Genomic DNA, 18,458 nt, shown 5'->3' with positions numbered 1-18,458 from the left:
AATGTCTATGAATTTGTAAAATAGGAATATGATGAAGAGAATAATAGTTATATTGAGTTTTGTCACGTGGCTTCTTTGTGGATGTTATGATGATAAAGGAAACTACGATTACAAGGATATAAACACGATCGAAGGGCTTACCTTCGATCCCGTGCCAGAGGTTGTTACGGAAGGGACTTCGTACCGGTATACTTATCGGCAACCGATTCAAGAGGAGTTGTCTGTTACTTATTCTCCTGTTTTTTCTCAGAGTGAGGTCGAGGGGGAAGAGAATATGGAGTATTTGTGGGTGGTGAGTTATCGTGAAGGTAATGAGAATGTTACGGATAGTGTCTTCACGAAGGAATTAACACTTACTTATCCGGTTCGGAAATCATCCAGTTATAATGTTAAGTTCCGATTGACGGATACAAAAACCGGAATTAGTACTTACCGGGATTTTACGATGGGAACAAGATTACCTTTTGTACATGCGTGGTTCGTGTTGAATGGAGAGGAAAACAATCGGAAATTGTCCACGGTGGAGGATCCGGATTCCACGCATGCGATTATTACTTTGGATGCTTATCGGGAAACTTGGGATGTGGAGCGGTTTCAGAAAGCGAATTCATTGATGTTTGCGGGATCAGTTTCTAATACTCGAGATATGGAACGTCTTTACGTGGTTCAGTCTGATTCAGCATCATTTATGCTTCCTTTTGCCTTGGAAGATGCTAAGGCTTCACGGAATTTATTCGCTCCGGGATTAAACCCGACTAATCTGGCGTATGGAGTTTCCCATGTATTGTGGAGGAATGCTATTGTTGTCGATGATGCCGGAAAATTTTATCATTCGGGTGCTAGTGGATTCTATTTTGCGGGTTTGGCAGAGGATAACGTACAGAACTATGTGATAGATAAGATTTATATGTCACAATCCGGTTTCGTGACGGTGTGGGATAAGGTGAATCGAAAATTTATGTCCTATCGTCTGAATGGAATGAATGGTTGTTATAATTTTGGTGTGAGTGAAGATATCTATCCTCAAGAGGCTGTCGAGTATAATCTGGAAAAATTGACTCCATTTCCTGTTGAAGGACTTCAAGAGGTAGATAAACAAGGTGCTACTCATAATATGGAGATATTGTGGTTGGGTAAAGGAATTTCGGTAAATTCCAGTGAAGAAGGTGCTACGGCAATAGGTGTGATGAATGATACTTGTTATTTGTTGAAAATAGAAGCTAGTAGTAAAGGAGGTAAATCGGCAAAGGCGGATGAGTCCCCGATAAAAGTAGTTCGTGAAAAATTAGGTAAGTTAGGTTTTAACGGAAATACATGTTTTGCCACAACGGTTGCATTCATGGACCAATTTTTATACACGGAGGAAAGTAAAGTTTATTTGTTTAATGTCGTAACAAAAGAAAAAGTGGAACTTTATGATGCGGGAAATGTGATTACCCGGTTGAAATTCAGGTCTGATTCGGAGGGGGATTTTCAGTATGAAAGTGAACCCTACAGGACGTTGGGTGTCGTGGTAAATGCAGGAGGACAGGGTGAATTGCATGAAGTTGTATTGAGTGTGGGAGGTGATTATGTTGACTCGCACGTGTTTACGGGGTTTGGAGTGATTAAAGATGTTGTTTACACGGCGATAACCAGAAGATTGAATTAATTATGTGGAAGTTATTTGTATTAGGTTGTTTATTTTTCCCCGGGATTGTTTTCGGGGAAAAGAAAAAATTCACGATTAACGGAGCAATTCCGGAGATGCCCGAGGGAAAAATGATTGTAGTTTCACAAGAGGTAGGGCGTGTGGATACCTTGGGGCAAGGTGATATCGTAAGTGGTAAATTCGTGATTGAAGGTGAGTTGGATGAGCCTCGTGTAGCTTTGATTTATGTGGCTGGTTACGGTGGTGGTTTTGTATTTATTTTGGACACGGATGCACCTTACGAGATGGAATTGTTTCAATCTGGAAAGAGTGTGATTAGGGGAGGAAAGTTGCAAAAAGAGTTGAACGTCTATCAAGAAGCCGTGACTGAGGAAAATCAAAAGATTCGGAAAGTAAAGATGGAATTGGAAGAGGCTTCTGCCGCCAAGCATTTCAGGACAGTGAACGAGTTGAAAGGAAAATTGGAACAGGTAACGGCAGACGCTCAAAAACGTTTGGGTGTTATCGTGGAAAGAAATAAAGACAATGTACTGGCGGCTTATGTGCAGACTGCGGGCATGGAACGGATGGCTTTGAACGGATTGAAAATGTGTTATGCCGGATTATCGGATAAGGCAAAACACACGGGGCCGGGGAAATTGATGGCTGCGCGTATTCGGGCGTTAGAGGGCGTGGAAGTAGATGCCGTGGCTCCGAATTTTACGTTGCCTACTCCAGAAGGGAAGGAGATTGCCTTGTATGAGGTAAAGGGAAAATTGAAAATCATCGATTTTTGGGCTTCGTGGTGCGGCCCCTGCCGAATGGAGAATCCGAATATGGTGAAGTTATACAACGATTTTAAAGAGAAAGGGCTTGTCGTGGTAAGTGTTTCTTTGGACGAGAAAAAAGACAAATGGGAAGAGGCGATTAAAAAAGACGGTCTGACATGGTTGCACCTTTCGGATTTGAAAGGTTGGCAAGGTGATGTGGTAAAAATGTATAACATCGATGCCGTACCGACCATTCTGGTGCTGGACGAGAACAACCGGATTATAGCCAAGAATCTTAGAGGGGAAAAGTTAAGAGCTTTGGTGTCTGAGAGATTAGAATAAAATTGGTGTTCTTGTTGAGAGAAATTGTTCAGAAGAGGATGAACTCTAAGTTTTCATCCTTTTTTGAACAATTCCGTTTTTATATGATTCCTGTTTTGTTATCTTTGTATGTGTTTGTGTAAAATATATTAATTGCTAAAAAAGAAACAATGCGAAGATTATTGTTATGTGTGGTACTCGTTCTGTGGTGTACCTTATCGAAAGCACAATACGAGGGAATGGAGTATTATTGGGAACAGGATTCGGCAGTGAAAGCAAAATTGGAACGGTGGCAGGATTTGAAGTTCGGTTTTTTCGTGCACTGGGGACCGTATAGTCAGAAAGGATATTGCGAATCGTGGACGATTTGTTCGGAAGATGTGGATTGGATTCAACGGGACACGACGATTTCTTATGACGAGTATTACCGGAATTACGTGGATCTGAAAAAGACGTTTAACCCGGTGAAGTTCGATCCGGATAAATGGGCGGAATTGGCAAAGGAAGCGGGAATGAAGTATTTCGTGTTCACGACGAAACATCATGACGGTTTCTGTATGTGGGACACGAGGGAAACGGATTATAAAATAACTTCTAAAGAATGTCCTTATCACACGGCGGAGAAAGCGGATGTGTTGAAAGAGATATACCGGGCTTTCGGGGAGCGGGATTTCATGATCGGGGCGTATTTCTCGAAACCGGATTGGAATAGTCCTTATTATTGGTCGGAACGATGGCAACATGGCGACCGGAACGTGAATTACAAGATCAAGGAACACCCGTGGATGTGGGAAAAGTTCTGTAATTTTACTTTTAATCAAGTGAAGGAATTGATGACCGGATACGGTCCCGTGGATATTCTTTGGCTAGACGGTGGTTGGGTTGCACCCGAGAACCGGGGACAAGATATCAGGTTGGACAAGATTATTGATATGGCTCGGGGGTACCAGCCCGGATTGATTGCGGTAGATCGTTGGGTGGGTGGAAAATACGAGAATTATCGTACCCCGGAACAGAAGATTCCCGAGAAGCCGTGGGATTACCCGTGGGAAACCTGTATGACCATGGCGAATCAATGGTCGTATCTACCGGGAGACAAATATAAACCCACCCGTGAGTTGGTTCATAACCTTGTGGATATTGTCAGCAAAGGGGGGAACTTCCTGTTGAACGTGGGAGTAGATGGTAATGGTGAGATTCCGCCGGAAGGAATAAAGATCATGAAAGAGCTCGGGGCTTGGATGAAAATTAACGGGGAAGCCATTTACGAAACCCGACCGATAGCCCCGTACAAAGAAGCGAAGATTTGTTACACGAGGCACAAGAGTAACGGGAAGATTTATGCCATATACTTGAATGACGAGGATGAACCGAATCCGCCTTCCCGGATTATGCTTTACAGTATAAAGCCGGAAAAAGGGACAAAGGTTTCGTTGTTGGGATACAAGGGTAATTTAAATTACAAACGGGTAGGCAATGGAATACTCGTAACCTTGCCGGCTTCATTCGTGAAGAATCCGCCATGTGGTCACGCGTGGAGTCTTTGTATATTTTAAAACCCGTTCAATTGCATCGTGGCGGTCGGGATAAGCAAAATAAACCCGATGACGATCAAAAATAAGATAAACTTCCAGAAGAATTTTACCCAAACGTCATAAGGTATACGTGCGATACCCAAAGCCCCGATCAGAACCCCGGAAGTGGGGGTGATCATGTTGGTAAAGCCGTCACCGAATTGGAACGCCATAACGGTAGCTTGTCGGGATAACCCGATCACATCGGAGAACGGTGCCATAATCGGCATGGTTAGGGCTGCCTTTGCAGAACCGGACGGAATGATGATATTGATCATCGTCTGGATGAGATACATGACTCCTAACGAGAGTACCTTCCCCGTTTCGTTCATGAGATTTGCCAATGAATGAAGAATGGGATCAATGATATGCCCCTCCTGTAAGATGATAATAATTCCCCCCGCAAGTCCCACAACCAACGCCGCGGAGAGAATATCTTTCACTCCGGCAATAAAAAGTTTTACAATGTTATCGGCATTCTCCTTTGCGGCGAAACCGGATAAAATACCCATGGCCAAAAATAATCCGGATATTTCGGGTAAATACCAACCGTAGCCCATGACTCCCACGATCAGGAAAAGAATCGTGAAGCCCAGAATAGTCAATATAAAAAAGTGATAGGATTTTCGTAGCGAGAAAAAACCGATCAATGCGAATAATATGGTTAGGACGGGGAGTACAAAGGTGGTCAAACTGGAGTGTTCTCCGATAGATAACGTGGTGCGGGGGAAATAGAACGAGAAAATGGTAAGTCCCGAAAGGATAAAAAGATAAACCATCCAAGAGGAGGAATAGGTTTTATATTCTATTTCTTCGGTGGTAGCTACTTTCTCTTTACGCCAGTGACTGTCGAGATTGTAGACTAATGATGCTTTCGGGTTCTTTTTCACCTTTGCCGCGTAACGCAGTACCCAAGCGATCATAATCACGTTGAGAATCGCCCAACAGAACAAGCGATATTCAAACCCGGAAAATAACGGTAAGTCGGATAGCCCTTGTGCTATGCCTATCGTGAACGGGTTGAGAATGGCCCCGGCAAAACCGACATGAGCGGCAACGTACACCATGCATACGCCCGTGAGGGAATCGTACCCCATGGATATCGCCAAAGGAACGATGATAATAACGAAAGCCAGTGTTTCCTCGCTCATGCCGAATATGGCACCGAAACTACTAAAAAGTAGCATGACCATCGTGATAATAATATTGTTTACACCTAGTTTGCGTATAATCCCGATGTGTTCCAGTTTTCGCGTGGAACGCAGGAAAGAGAAAATTCCCACGTCAATTGCTTTACTGTTGTTCATGATCCAGAAAGCTCCGCCGATGATCAATATAAACGCGATAATACCCGCCTGTTTCTCGAACCCGTTGAAGAGTGCGGAGAATACTTGCCATGTCTGCGGGCTCTTGGCAACCTCATGAAATGAATCGTTCACGATAACCGTGCGTTCCACGCCGTTTACATCGATGGTTTCCCGCGCGTATTCACCCCCCGGAATAATCCATGTCAGGATAGCACAGATGATAATAATCGAGAATACAATAGTGTAAGTGTGCGGAACTTTCTTTAGCATAAGTGGTATTTTTGATTGAGGTTTCAAACATACAAAAAAAAGAGAAGATTTTAATTATTTTTGCGGTAGGGTAATAAACAAGTAGATGATAACAGAAGAAAAGCAAGATAAAGTATTCACCCGGGATTTTTTCCGGAAGGTGGGGAAAGCGATACATGATTATCGCTTGATTGGTGACGGGGATCGGGTACTCGTGGGCATATCCGGGGGAAAAGATTCCTTGGCGTTGTTGGAGGTATTGGCGATGCGGGCAAAGGATCCGAAGCAGGATTACACGGTGATAGCCGCCCATATTGCCGTCGAGGATGTGTCATACGAGGTGGATAGCGATTACTTGCGAGCCTTTTGTGAACGCTTGGGTGTGGAATACGTGTATCGGACAATTCGGTTGGATATGACAGTAAACCCGAAGAAACCTGCTTGTTTCGTGTGTTCGTGGCATCGGCGTAAAATGCTTTTCGATATTGCCAAGGAATACGACTGTAAAAAACTGGCTCTCGGGCATCATCGGGATGACGCGGTGGAAAGCCTTATGATGAGCATGATTTTTAACGGAACGATTTGCAGTATGCCGCCCCGGTTGGAGATGTTCAAGAATACTTTCACGTTGATTCGTCCGTTGATTTATCTTTCCAATGATGAGACTTTGCGCTATGCCGAAATGCGACAGTTCAAGAAACAAAAGAAGCATTGTCCTCACGAGAAAGCGACAAATCGGGATGCGGTGAGTAAATTGATTGACCGGATGGAAGCCGTATCTCCTCATGCCCGGAGTAATCTTTTTGCCTCGATGCGGAATATACGTGAGGAATATCTTCCTTGAGCATTTGGGGTGATAGACTTTCTATCAGATATATATGACGTTTTTTTTGTTTATAAAATATTTGCGGGGAAAAATTGTTTAATTCAAAAAAAGGTCATAAATTTGTCTGCAAGAGGAGAGGAATTCTAATTTATGGAATTCTTTACTAGATAAAGGCACTTATTGGAGGATAAGTGTCATTTATTTTTTTATATATGAATTTAAGATTTTAATATTATATGCTATGACAAAGAAGGTATCTTATGTAACTAAAGAAGGGCTAAAAAAATTGCAGGAAGAGCTGGACAATCTGCAAAACGTGGAGCGCCCTAAGATCTCCAAGGCAATCGGTGAAGCCATTGAAAAGGGAGATATCTCCGAGAATGCAGAGTATGACGCCGCGAAAGATGCTCAAGGTTTGCTTGAGGCAAAAATCGCACAGCTTCAAGATACAATTGCCAGTTGCCGGATTATCGACGAATCCCAAATTGACACCTCAAAGGTACAGATTTTGAACAAGGTGACCATCAAGAATGTGAAAACGAAAGCGACAATGACTTACACGTTGGTGTCCGAGAGTGAGGCTGACTTTAAGGCAGGGAAATTGTCCATCACGACTCCTATCGCGAAGGCTCTGATCGGCAAAAAGCTGGGTGATAAAGTTGAAGTACAAGTGCCGGCAGGAATGATGGAATTCGAGATTATGGACATCTCAATCTAATTGAAAATGGAGAATTGAAAATGAGCGAGAGAATTTGTGTGTGTGAAATCTAAAATCATAAATCTAAAATCGTAAATTAATACATGGCTTCAATTTTCACGAAGATTATAAATGGTGAGATCCCGTCATACAAGGTGGCGGAGGACGAGAACTATTACGCGTTTTTGGATATTGCGCCGATGCAAAAAGGGCACACGTTAGTGGTGCCGAAAAGAGAAGAAGATTATATCTTCGACTTGACAGATGATGAATTAGCGGGTTTGATGGTATTTGCCAAGAAAGTGGCAAAAGCTATCGAGAAAAGTGTACCGTGCAAGCGCGTTGGTATTGGTGTGTTAGGGCTGGATGTCCCACATGCTCACGTGCATCTGGTTCCATTAGTGGAGGGAAACGAATTGAATTTCAGTAACCCGAAGAAACAATTCCCGAAAGAGGAAATGGAAACTTGTGCCAAGTTGATTCATAGTAACTTGTAACATTATTAGACAATTTATTACCGGGGACGCATTTAAACGTCCCTTTTTTTGTAAAATGGAAAAGAAAAAATTATATAACGCCTACGAGCAACACGAGGGATACAATTGTTTCGGTTGTGCGTCCGGTAACGAGCATGGGTTGCGATGCGAGTTCTACGAGGAGGGGGAGTATATTACTTGTTACTGGACTCCCCGTCCCGAGTTTCAAGGATTTTTTCATGTTTTGCATGGAGGAATCCAAGCTACTTTAGCGGATGAGATTGCCTGCTGGAACATTTTCGCCAAGGTACAGAGTGCGGGAGTTACTATCGCGCTGGATATGAAATATCGTTCAACCGTGTACACGGACCGGGGCGAAATTTTCATGCGCTCCCGTATCGTGGAACAGAATGCCCGTGTTGCCAAAATGCATGTCGAGATATTCAATGCCGACGGCTCCTTGGGAAGTGAAGCGGAAGTTACTTATCGGATTTTTCCTGAAAACGTGGCCAAAGAGCGTCTTGGGTGGACGGGTATCGAGGCTTTTCATCAAAATTAATTTTATATAGGGAAAATATGAAGTATAAAAACGTGGTTTGGGATTGGAACGGGACATTGTTGGATGACGTGAAGATTAGTGTAAATACGATTAACCGGATGTTGAGAAAAAAACGGTTGAATGAACTGACCGTGGAGGAATATAAATCCATATTCGGTTTTCCGGTGAAGGACTACTACGAGGGAATCGGTTTCGATTTCAAACATGATGATTGGGAAGCTGTTTCCCTTGATTTTGTCGACACTTACGAGGAGTTGGCAAAAGATGTCGTGTTGACTTCGGGGGTAGTGTCTGTATTATCGGGATTGAAAGAAATGGGTGTACGGCAATATATATTGTCGGCTTTGCAGGAAAACTTATTGGAAGATATGCTGGAACGTTTCGGTATCCGCGATTATTTCGAGGGTGTGTGCGGGTCAGATAATATCTATGCCGACGGTAAGATTGCCAGAGGTGAAAGAATGTTGGACGTGTATCCGATAGAGCCCCGTGAAACTTTAATGGTGGGAGATACGCTACATGACGCGGAAGTTGCCGAGGCACTAGGCTTTAATATCAGGCTGTACGCCGGAGGGCACAATAGCGCCGAACGTTTGCGAGAAAAAGGAATTGTATTGGAACGGATGGATATGTTGTTACACGAAGTTCGATAATTGAAATGAAAAAGCCTATAAAGTCAGACTGAGTTCTTTTGACTTTATAGGCTTTTAATCTGTTTTTTATTTCCCCTCTAATGCTCTGTTCAGAGAGAACAACAACATCCGGTAATGTTCCCGTGTTTCTCCTGTCGATGTGGGGATTTTACTTTCAAGTAGCGTTTTCACTTTATTTGCCATGGTAAACAAATACTGCTTGGAATTGTCAATCGCTTCTACATCCACCTCGTCTTGCCAGTTATAGCCATAACCAATGCCGTGCAGGCGTAGCTGTTCGGCAACGAAGCTGTCCCCGTACTCCTGTTCCATAGACTTCAACGTTTTGTAGAATTTCCGAACCATACCCGATTCGTCCAGCCCATAGTTCTTCAACTCGTCCAGAGAGGTCAGGAAAAATTTCCCTTTCTTTTTCATGCTATTCCCGACAACATCATTGATCATCACGATAGAGTTCGTTTGCAGCAATTTATCCCCGTTCGTCAACGCCTTCCCCCGGATGGTATTTTCCCATATCCCGTTATACAAGTCGTCGAAATACGCTTTCAACGTGTAAGGATCGTCCGACACGTGGGCAGAAAGAATTACCCGTTGATAAGAGGACAGCAGACTTTGAGCAAGCACCGATCTTACGACATCCGCCTCGCTGATCCGAAGGGTCAACTTCTTGCTCAACGGTTTATTGTACAGCCAGTCGCAATCCCGGAATTGTTTCAACGCCCATTGTAAAGAAGCTTTTTGCACCTCTTTCGGCACGGAACGGTAACGGTCACCCGGGGTTCCCTCTTTTACGTCAGTCAAGTAAATACCACCCACGTTATACATCACGTTCGTGATATACCGGTAATATTGTTCCATCAACTGTTCCAACAATTGTTGCTTGTGCGAGCCGTCCGGGTCATCCGCGATCCACTCGTCCATGTGGGATAAAATATATTTCAGGTTACGGATGCCGTAATCTCCCGCCTTCATCGGGTCATCACCCAAATCTTCCTCGATAGCACTCGGGTCATAGCGTTCCAGTAATTGTTGCCGTCCGTAACGGTAGCACGGGTCTCCGGCTTTCTCGTCGAGCCATGATTCGAGTACGGGGACTTCCTCCTGTGCCGTGCGGGCTTCCGGTATCGGTTGGTATGCCCAGCGGATTAGGAATTCGTCATAAATTCCCAAGTCGGGAGGTGTAAGTTTCACGCCTTTATCCCCCGGTTGTGCCACGTAATTGTAACGCGCGTAGTCCATGATGGAAGGAGTGGTCCCGTATTTTTGCGTGAACGTGACGGAACGCAACGAGTCCACCGGATAGGCAGCCGATGCGGCCATGTTGTGCATGAACCCGAGGCAGTGTCCCACCTCGTGTGCTACCACGTAAGCGATAGACTCTTTCACGATCTCATCCGGCATCTTCTTGTCGCGTACGGACGGGTCTATTTGTGCTGTCTGGATAAAACGCCATTGGTTGATCAATTGAATCACGTTGTTGTACACCAGTACCGATGCGTTCACGATCTCTCCGGTTGCCGGGTCTATCCACGAGGGGCCCATGGCATTGGCTGTGGTTGACGGTATATACCGGATACAGGAATATTTCAAGTTATCCGGATCGAAATTCGGGTCATCTTTCGGGAAGTCCAATGCCCGCACTGCGTTCTTGAACCCGATTTTCTCGAAAGCCTTATTCCAGCGTTCCGTTCCTTCCTTTATCGGTTGTTTCCACAATTCGGGAAACGCGTCATCCACGTAAAACACGATCGGTTTCACGGGTTCAACCAATTCTCCCCGTGCATACGCTTCAGCATCTTTCGGTTCCAATCGCCAGCGGTGGATCATGGAATAAATCCCCACTTCGTCTTGTTCCGTCGAGAAATGTTGTTTGTCTGTCAGGAATATCCCGATACGGGTATCGGCGATACGGGGACGCATTTTCTCTTCCGGCAACAATAGCAGGGTACGGGTAACTTGTATACTCGTGGGCTCGTCCGCGCGTATCGTGAAAATACCGAATACCGTCATGGTCACCTTGTAGGCTAAGTCCGTCTTTATCGTGGCGTTATCCTCGAAAGCTTTGATTTCCCGCAGGGCTTCTCCCTCGCTGTTAGGACTGGATTTGATAGAGATAAATCCACCGTAACTCTTGGGTAAAGAGGGTAACATATCATTATGGCGGGCAAAGAAATCCGTCACGTCGAACACCACGGCGGTGCTGTCGTTATTATACGTTTCGATTTTAAATCTTTTCAATACCGGATCGGTAAGACTCCGCTCCAACGCGATCTTCATCCCCTCTTCCCGCTCATTATAGGTTGCCTTGGTATTAACCCTCCTCAGGTAGATAGAGCTGTCTGTTCGCGTAAATTTCACGTGCAGCGGGTCTTCCGGCTTGTAACCGACCTCACAAAGCAGGTTGTCGCTGGCACTGGTTAACGTGGAGGCCAGTAACATATCCCGTCCAAGATACACTACGGGTAACTCGATATAGAGTTTTCCCCCTACCTTATGCAAGGAGATAAAATCTCCTTTTGCCGTTACGCGCCCGGCTTTCTGTACCAGTTTGTCATATTTACTGGTTTTTACTACTTCTTTTTGTTCTTTTTCTTTCTTCTTCCTGCTTGTTGCGCTCACCTCCGTGAAAGGATAAATCATCAACAGGCTTACAATTAACATACAATACTTTCTCATGCAATAATATTTAAAGTTAAAAAGGGGTGTCGAAAGTAGATATCAAAACTCTCTTCCGGATTTGCCGCCACAGGAGTTTCTGTAGAAAAAGTCTACTTCCGACACACCCTTATTCATTTATAATTAAAAATATGCCATGCTCCTATTCAATCCGGGTGAAGTGGAATACGATAGGTGTCAGTTCCTGCATTTCAAACATGAAAATAAGTTGTAAGAAATCTTGCGGTTCGCAGTCTTCGATGCGAACTTCCAAGGTTTCCCCTCCGTCTAATAATCTTAACCCGACTTTTGCACTTCTTTCATCTGATGCTGATGCCGAAAAATAAGCATTTACCGGATCGAAATAGGCATTCGATACCCATGCGCTGGTATTCAAATCTCCTAAATAACGGTACTCGGGATCCGAGAACTCGATCTCACAATTTCGGAAATAATTGGCAAGATCTCCGGTTAGGTTGGATATCATTTGTCCCTTACCTTCTTCCGCTCCTTCGATAAATTCGATTGTTCCGGCAGAGGAATTGGCGGTTGGCAATTCATCAAGGTCTGTTGCGAAGTCGGGGTCGGTACCCAATATATCACGAATAGCCGTTTCACTGGCGAACGTTTTATATTCCCATTTCCCGGCTAACTTTTCAAAAGACAGAGGACCAACAATTTGTACCTGCATATCGGCATAATTCCCGTAGCGGTAGGTATCATCCGGTAATATCAGTCTAAACGTAATCTTGTCCTTCCCGATTTCCCGTTCAAGGAAATTCAACTGAATCTCTGCCTTATTTTTCCCGGCAGGAATCACGAATTCTCGTGCGTCGCCTTCTATCGTGTAATGCTTGCCTTCAATGGCGGTTGTTCCGTCTGCCACGATTTCAAATGGCAAATGCAAATCAACAATGGAATTGAATTTTCCGCTAACAGATCCTTTTACTTCAACACCGGCCTTGTACATGGCTTCCAATTCGACCCAGCTCTTCGAGAATGAACATATCAGAACTTCCTTTGGCTCTATGGGAATGATGGTACTTTTGTTATTCCACAGGGAAAAACCGGTTACCGGTTCCACGGACAATTTAATTTCTCGTTCCTCGGTATAATTATTCAAGGGTATAATGGTGATTTTCGCAATATCCTCTCCCGGCTGGAATACGAATTCTTTGGCGGAGATACTGTAATCTTCTCCTTCCACGGCAGAACCGCTCACGTTTATCTTCACCGTGAGTGCGTTCTCTACGGGGCTACTGGCTCGCAGGTCTACTTCCAAGTTCGCTTGGGCTTGCAGCACGTAATACGCCCGTCCGAACGACAAGGTTGCTCTGTCGTTATCGTCATCGCTACAAGCTGAACTTAAACAAGCTATTGCCCATAACACGAGTAAAAATAACTTATGTTTCATAACTCTTGTTTTATCGTTTAATACTTTTTACTTGATCGCTTCGTTATACCGGGCAATCCGTTCACTTATCGCTTCCCTTTCTTCCGCCGTTAATAACTTGGGTTTCGGAACAAGGTAATTCGTGGTCAAATTATTGGTCTTCGGGGGGACTTCATCCACGTCCCCACATCCGCATAGTGCCAGCAAAAAGCCGCTTACAAATAAATATCCTATCTTTTTCATGATCTTGTCGTTTTAACAGTTAAACTATTCCGTGTATCCTTCATTTTGAATAATTCCCGCCCCGAAGTCGATATCTTCTTTCGGGAGGGGGGCTGTGTAGAAATACTTGAGCGTTTCGTATTTTGATCCGTTAGCTGCCACCCAAAACTCGGGTCTTCCGTTGCGTTTCAATTCAAACCAGCGGTCGGCTTCCATGTAAAGCTCTTTCCGTCGTTCGTTCAAGATAGTGGCGATCAGGGGTGTCAAGGTTTTGCCCGTGGCATCGACTTTAATCAGGGCTGTTGCGTCCACAACAGGTAGATTGCTTTCCGTGTAGGGGACGTAATTTGCTATTCGTTTCGAACGTAGTAAATTCAAGTATTTCAAGGCATTTGTCACATCCCCTTTATGTGCGTAACTTTCTGCGATGATCAAGCACATCTCGTCACTACGTACGCAGGAACATATCCGTTTCACGTTCAACCTCTTCTTGTCAAATGACAACCCGTATCTAACATCATTCTCTTTTTCAACGAAAAGATTTACAAGCTCCTCACTCACCGGACGTACTTTTGCCTCAGCCACGGATAACCCGTAACTCCAATCTCCCCGCGGGCCATAAACGTATGATTTCAAGATCACGCTTCCCTTTTGGTCATAACGCGCTTGAATCATATCCGTGTAAGCGGCTCCCTCCAGTAACGGGTATTTCTCCAGAATCTCTTCCGACACGGCAATCGCTTCGTCCCACTTCTGTACCCATAAATAGAGTTTTGCTAGATAAGCTTTTGCCACATCCTCGGTGAAGCGGAAAGTCCGGTCTGTTTGCTTGAATGCAATGGCATCCTTCAAGGTCTTTTCAATAAAATCAATTGATTCTTTCATGTTATTCCGGATAGGTCTTGCTTCCACGTCAAAGCGATCCACGATTGACAATCCTAGCATCTCTTGTTCTCTCGGCTTGTCATAAGGCTCGCAGAACAGGCGCAAAAGATTGTAGTAACAAACCCCGCGCAAGGCATAAGCCGTCGCCAGTACTTTCTTTCCCAGTTCGGTTTCCTTTTCATCCAAATTATCAATAATAATATTACAATCTCCGATCACCTTGTACAAATCCTCGTATTTGTCTTGAAAAGTGTTGATTTTACTCCCGATATACACCGGAGAGCGTTCTCCGTCCGGGTAAAACGTTAGACTGGCGTCCAGATTGTCGGAGAAAAACTCGTAATACAAAACAGTCACGGCATCTCCCATAATCTCGTAATCCCCCACGTCTTCGTAATCAATGCGGTCGAGATGGTATTGCAACATGGCAGAGAATTCCTCGGCAGTCTCGGGAATCGTCTGTCCTTTCGGTTTTACGTCCAAGTACTCTTTGCAGGAAGTGCAAACGCTGACGACTAGTACCAGTATGTAGAATATATTTTTCATGGTTCTATGATTTATAAATTAAAATCCTAAATTCAACCCGAAAGTAATCGAGCGAGTCTTGGGATATGTTGCTCCCGGTGTTTCCGGGTCAATACCGCTATAATTCGTGAACGTGAAGAAATCATTCAGCGTGAACATCACGTTCAGTGAAGATAATCGCAGTTTACGGACAATGTCTTGTGGGACCTGATATGCCAGACTGATATTGGAAACTCTCAAGTAAGAAGTATTCTCTATCATTACTCCACGCGTTATTTCCGTGTAGAACGGGTTGTAATAATTCAGGTTCAAAGGAGCACCGTAATAATCGGTAATCCGCGGATACTTCACCCCTGTCGTGTGGTCTTCTGTCCATCGATTCGTGATATCTTTCTCCACGTTCAAGTGATTCCGGTACAAATCGCTGTAATAAGTCTGGTAAGAATTGTTCCCGGTACCTTGGCGTGCACTTTCTGCTGTTGCGGGAGATTTCATGCTGTTGTATATCTTGGCATCTAGTGCGTAGGAACCTCCCACGTTCAGTGTCATCCCCCGGTACGAACAACGCAAATTGAAACCACCCGTGTACGGTGCCGTGGAAGTTCCCCGGTAGAACAAGTAATTATCCGGATCGTTCAGATCCGTGGCTTTGTTAATCACGGCATCCGGCCGGAGTTCAAATTTGTACACGCCGTCATAGGGATCAATCCCGATAGGCTTGCCCGTGAAGATTGCATCCATCGGGTAGCCTTCATAATTATCGTATCCTCCCGATATTTTACCGGATAAATCTTTAAACCGTTTCAACTTGTTTTGGTTCCATGCGAAATTGGCGGATAGCGTTAGTTTCCAGTCTTTACTATCCAGAATGCCGAATTTTAGGGTTGCCTCGATACCTTTATTCTCGATTTTGGATGAATTATACTTTTGCGACGTGAACCCCACGCTGGAAATAATCCGGGAGGTCGTTACCGCATCTGTTGTCAATCGGTAATATCCTTCCACTAAACCGGTAATTCGTTCATTCAGCACGCCGAATTCCAACGCTATTTTCATATCTTTGGTTTTTTCCCAACGTAGTTTCGGGTTGGGAGCCACGTATACGTTACCGATACGGTACCTGTCATTATTGTCGGTAGTTCTGTATTTTCCCGTGTATGTCATAATCAGTTGCGGGCTGGTGTAAGGATTCACGTTTCCCGTGTATCCCATTGCCACACGCAGAGTCAGGTAATCCAGAAACGTCTTCAGAGGCTCCATGAAACGCTCCTCCCCGAGATGCCAGGATGCCCCGACAGACCAAGTCGGATTGAATTGCTCGTCACTACCGAAATGATTGGAACCATCCGTCCGGAAAGAGGCACTGAAAATATACCTCTCCATCAAGTAATAATCCAGCGATGCGAAAAAAGAGGCAAAACGATTTTCCGAAATTTCCTGTCCGGATAAATCATCCATGATAGCCGCCATGGATTGGGGGGTGATATTATCCGGGTAAGGCATAGCGGAGTTGCCCGTTACGGCATCGTACCCGTATCTTTTCTCGAAGATACTCTTCGTTTTTTCTGCGCGTAACTCGGCCCCTCCCAGCAACGAGAGACGATGAATGTCGTTGAACACGTCCGCGTAAGTCAAGAATCCCCGCACGCTATAACTCTCGTTGTTGGACGAGGTCTGTGTGATCGAACCATACGTCCTCGTGGTTGATTTATCAAAATCCAAGCGGTCATTGAATGCCGTCATCGTATTCTCCCCGTAAATATCGTCCGTTTTGTTATTCGTGAACGCGAAAGATGCTAAGCCCGAGAATTTCAATTGTTTCAATATATCGTAGTCGAAACCGACCCGTAAGCCCGTGGACACGTTGTCCGCCTTGGTTGAATTTTCATTCATTTCACGCATGATATTGAATCCGTCCGGGGGCAAGAGTTTGTCTTTATCGGGATAACCGTTCGCCGCTGCTAGGGAATAGTAAGTGAAATCCGGACGATAACTGCCGTCTTCGTTATAGGGAGTTTCGTACGGGTTGGCATAGTAAGCGTACGTGAACGGGTCTAACTTTCTCGGGTAATCATTGGAATGTCGCTTGGACAAGTCAAAACCGAACTCTACCTTCACCCGTTCGTTGGGTGTCAGCGTTAGGTTGGAAGTTAGGTTGTACCGGTCATAGTCGTTTACTTTTATCAACCCGTTGTCTTTCGTGTAGGCTAAAGCCACGTAGTAAGTATTCGTTGCGCTACCTCCGGACAGAGAGAGGTGATGGTTCGTGGACACTGAATTACGGAATAACTCATTGAACCAATCTGTCGTGTGACCGGATAATTTTTTTATATATTCATCCTGTTGTTCCGTGGTTAAGGCTGTTCCTCCGGTTTCCAGTAAAGCTAATTGCCCGTCCTTCTCCATCAATTTGCCTGCCCGCATCATACCGACGATACCGACGACGGGATAATACGTGTTCGGCTGGGAGTATCCCGGTGCACTGAATTCATCCCATAACTCTTGTTCCCAAGCTAATTTTTGGGCAGAGTTCATCAGTTTTACACTTCGTTGAGGTTTCAGTCCGATGGATACGTTTGCCGAATAATTCACGGTCATTTTCCCGATTTGTCCTTTTTTCGTTGTAACCACGATAACCCCGCCTGCTGCTCGGGAACCGTAGATAGCGGTTGCAGAAGCATCTTTCAATATAGTGATGCTTGCAATGTCGTTCGGGTTAATCATCCCGACACCATTCACGAAAATGTCATTAAAATCACCGGATTTGATTTGTCCCGAGTTAATCTTGGGTACGTTGCGTTGCATCGGTACCCCGTCTATTACCCACAAGGGTTCGGCGTCGCCTGTCAGACTGCTGGTACCCCGGATACGTATTTTGGCCGATTCACCCGGACGTCCCGACAACGCCTGCACGCTGACTCCAGCGACTTGCCCTTGCAGTAACTGGTCTACTGTCGGTTGAGCTTTATTGGCGAAAACTTCCATGGGTACCACTGCCACTGATCCCGTGGCTTTCCGTCTTGTGGTTGTCTGGAATCCGGTCACCACGACTTCATCCAACTGGTCGGCTTGAGGTTGCAGTGCGATCTGCATCTCTTTCCCGTCCGTCGGGATGTCAGCATCCAGAGATGCCATACCGATAAAGGTAAATTGCAGTTGTTTGATTCCTTCGGGGACATTGATGGTGAACCGTCCGTTAATATCCGTGGCGGTTCCCACGCTGGTTCCTTTCACCAGTACGGTTACACCCGGTAACACTTCCCCTTTCTCGTCCCGGACAATTCCGCTTATCTTACGGGAGTCTTTTTCCCTAACGGGCTTTTCGGTGATGACAATAATCTTCTCGTGAATTTCATATTGTAAATTTGTCCCTTTGAGTACACGTGTCATCACGGTATCGATCGGGGCGTCTTTCACGTCCAGCGTGATGTCGTTCACCTCGCTGATGATTTTTTCATTGTAAATGAAATTAATACCGGATTGTTTTTGTATCTCCTCCAAAACTGTGACCAGCTTCACATGCCTCACGTTTAGTGTGATTTTTTGCGCCTGAGCCGTTACCGTAGAGGGTAGAGAAGTTAATCCCAGTGTCACCGACACCAGAAAAAACAGACTTACCAATTTGTTCATTTCTTTGTCAATAAAGGTTTAGTAATGTTTGTATTCTTCTTTTTCTTCTTTTTGCGTTAGACATTTTTTCCTCACGGATTTAGTCT

14 protein-coding genes are annotated in these 18,458 nt (G+C 44.8%); 8 read left to right on the top strand and 6 right to left on the bottom strand.

Translation table 11 applies throughout. From position 1 onward, the window contains the following. Positions 1 to 31 precede the first annotated feature (31 nt). The 3 genes from CS948_RS07575 (at position 32) to CS948_RS07565 (ending at position 4,277) form a co-directional block, all read left to right on the top strand. Complete coding sequence (locus tag CS948_RS07575; RefSeq protein ID WP_176554969.1) at positions 32 to 1,651, top strand: PKD-like family lipoprotein; 1,620 nt, start codon at positions 32 to 34, stop codon at positions 1,649 to 1,651. A gap of 2 nt (positions 1,652 to 1,653) precedes the next feature. Further along, entirely contained in the window at positions 1,654 to 2,742 is a 1,089-nt protein-coding gene (locus tag CS948_RS07570) for a TlpA disulfide reductase family protein (RefSeq protein ID WP_099291100.1), read from the top strand. 149 nt (positions 2,743 to 2,891) lie between these two features. Further along, entirely contained in the window at positions 2,892 to 4,277 is a 1,386-nt protein-coding gene (locus CS948_RS07565; RefSeq protein WP_099291099.1) for an alpha-L-fucosidase, read from the top strand. On the opposite strand, the gene CS948_RS07560 is transcribed toward CS948_RS07565, so the two are convergent. Continuing rightward, entirely contained in the window at positions 4,274 to 5,872 is a 1,599-nt protein-coding gene (locus tag CS948_RS07560; protein WP_099291098.1) for a YfcC family protein, read from the bottom strand. The two genes, CS948_RS07565 and CS948_RS07560, sit on opposite strands and share 4 nt — an antisense overlap. 85 nt (positions 5,873 to 5,957) lie before the next feature. Here CS948_RS07560 and CS948_RS07555 point away from each other — a divergent pair, with 85 nt between their 5' ends. The 5 genes from CS948_RS07555 to CS948_RS07535 all read left to right on the top strand — a co-directional run bounded on the left by CS948_RS07555 (position 5,958) and on the right by CS948_RS07535 (position 9,062). Further along, positions 5,958 to 6,695, top strand: a complete 738-nt coding sequence (locus tag CS948_RS07555; RefSeq protein ID WP_099291097.1) for an ATP-binding protein — start codon at positions 5,958 to 5,960, stop codon at positions 6,693 to 6,695. Positions 6,696 to 6,918: 223 nt separating this feature from the next. Then, a complete protein-coding gene (gene greA / locus CS948_RS07550; RefSeq protein WP_099291096.1) occupies positions 6,919 to 7,395 on the top strand; it encodes a transcription elongation factor GreA in 477 nt (158 codons plus the stop codon). Positions 7,396 to 7,478: 83 nt separating this feature from the next. Beyond that, positions 7,479 to 7,871, top strand: coding sequence for an HIT family protein (locus CS948_RS07545; RefSeq protein WP_099291095.1), 393 nt, complete (start codon positions 7,479 to 7,481; stop codon positions 7,869 to 7,871). 55 nt (positions 7,872 to 7,926) lie between these two features. Continuing rightward, entirely contained in the window at positions 7,927 to 8,409 is a 483-nt protein-coding gene (locus tag CS948_RS07540) for a PaaI family thioesterase (protein WP_099291094.1), read from the top strand. A 17-nt stretch (positions 8,410 to 8,426) separates the two neighbouring features. Next, on the top strand, positions 8,427 to 9,062 hold the full coding sequence (locus CS948_RS07535) for an HAD family hydrolase (protein WP_099291093.1): 636 nt from the start codon (positions 8,427 to 8,429) through the stop codon (positions 9,060 to 9,062). 66 nt (positions 9,063 to 9,128) lie between these two features. Here the strand turns inward: CS948_RS07535 and CS948_RS07530 are convergent, their stop codons facing one another. From CS948_RS07530 to CS948_RS07510, 5 genes are all read right to left on the bottom strand, one after another. Next, positions 9,129 to 11,738 (bottom strand): zinc-dependent metalloprotease, encoded by a 2,610-nt coding sequence (locus CS948_RS07530; protein WP_176554968.1) that lies wholly within the window; start codon positions 11,736 to 11,738, stop codon positions 9,129 to 9,131. A 142-nt stretch (positions 11,739 to 11,880) separates the two neighbouring features. After that, positions 11,881 to 13,131, bottom strand: a complete 1,251-nt coding sequence (locus CS948_RS07525) for a Calx-beta domain-containing protein (RefSeq protein WP_099291091.1) — start codon at positions 13,129 to 13,131, stop codon at positions 11,881 to 11,883. Positions 13,132 to 13,158: 27 nt separating this feature from the next. Further along, entirely contained in the window at positions 13,159 to 13,353 is a 195-nt protein-coding gene (locus CS948_RS07520) for a hypothetical protein (protein ID WP_099291090.1), read from the bottom strand. A gap of 24 nt (positions 13,354 to 13,377) precedes the next feature. Continuing rightward, positions 13,378 to 14,763, bottom strand: a complete 1,386-nt coding sequence (locus tag CS948_RS07515; protein WP_099291089.1) for a RagB/SusD family nutrient uptake outer membrane protein — start codon at positions 14,761 to 14,763, stop codon at positions 13,378 to 13,380. 18 nt (positions 14,764 to 14,781) lie between these two features. After that, positions 14,782 to 18,372, bottom strand: coding sequence for a SusC/RagA family TonB-linked outer membrane protein (locus CS948_RS07510; protein ID WP_099291088.1), 3,591 nt, complete (start codon positions 18,370 to 18,372; stop codon positions 14,782 to 14,784). Between the last annotated feature and the right edge of the window lie 86 nt (positions 18,373 to 18,458).

The sequence above is a fragment of the Butyricimonas sp. Marseille-P3923 genome (assembly GCF_900184685.1).
Classification (GTDB): domain Bacteria; phylum Bacteroidota; class Bacteroidia; order Bacteroidales; family Marinifilaceae; genus Butyricimonas; species Butyricimonas muris.
This window is presented reverse-complemented; position numbering and strand designations above follow the sequence as displayed.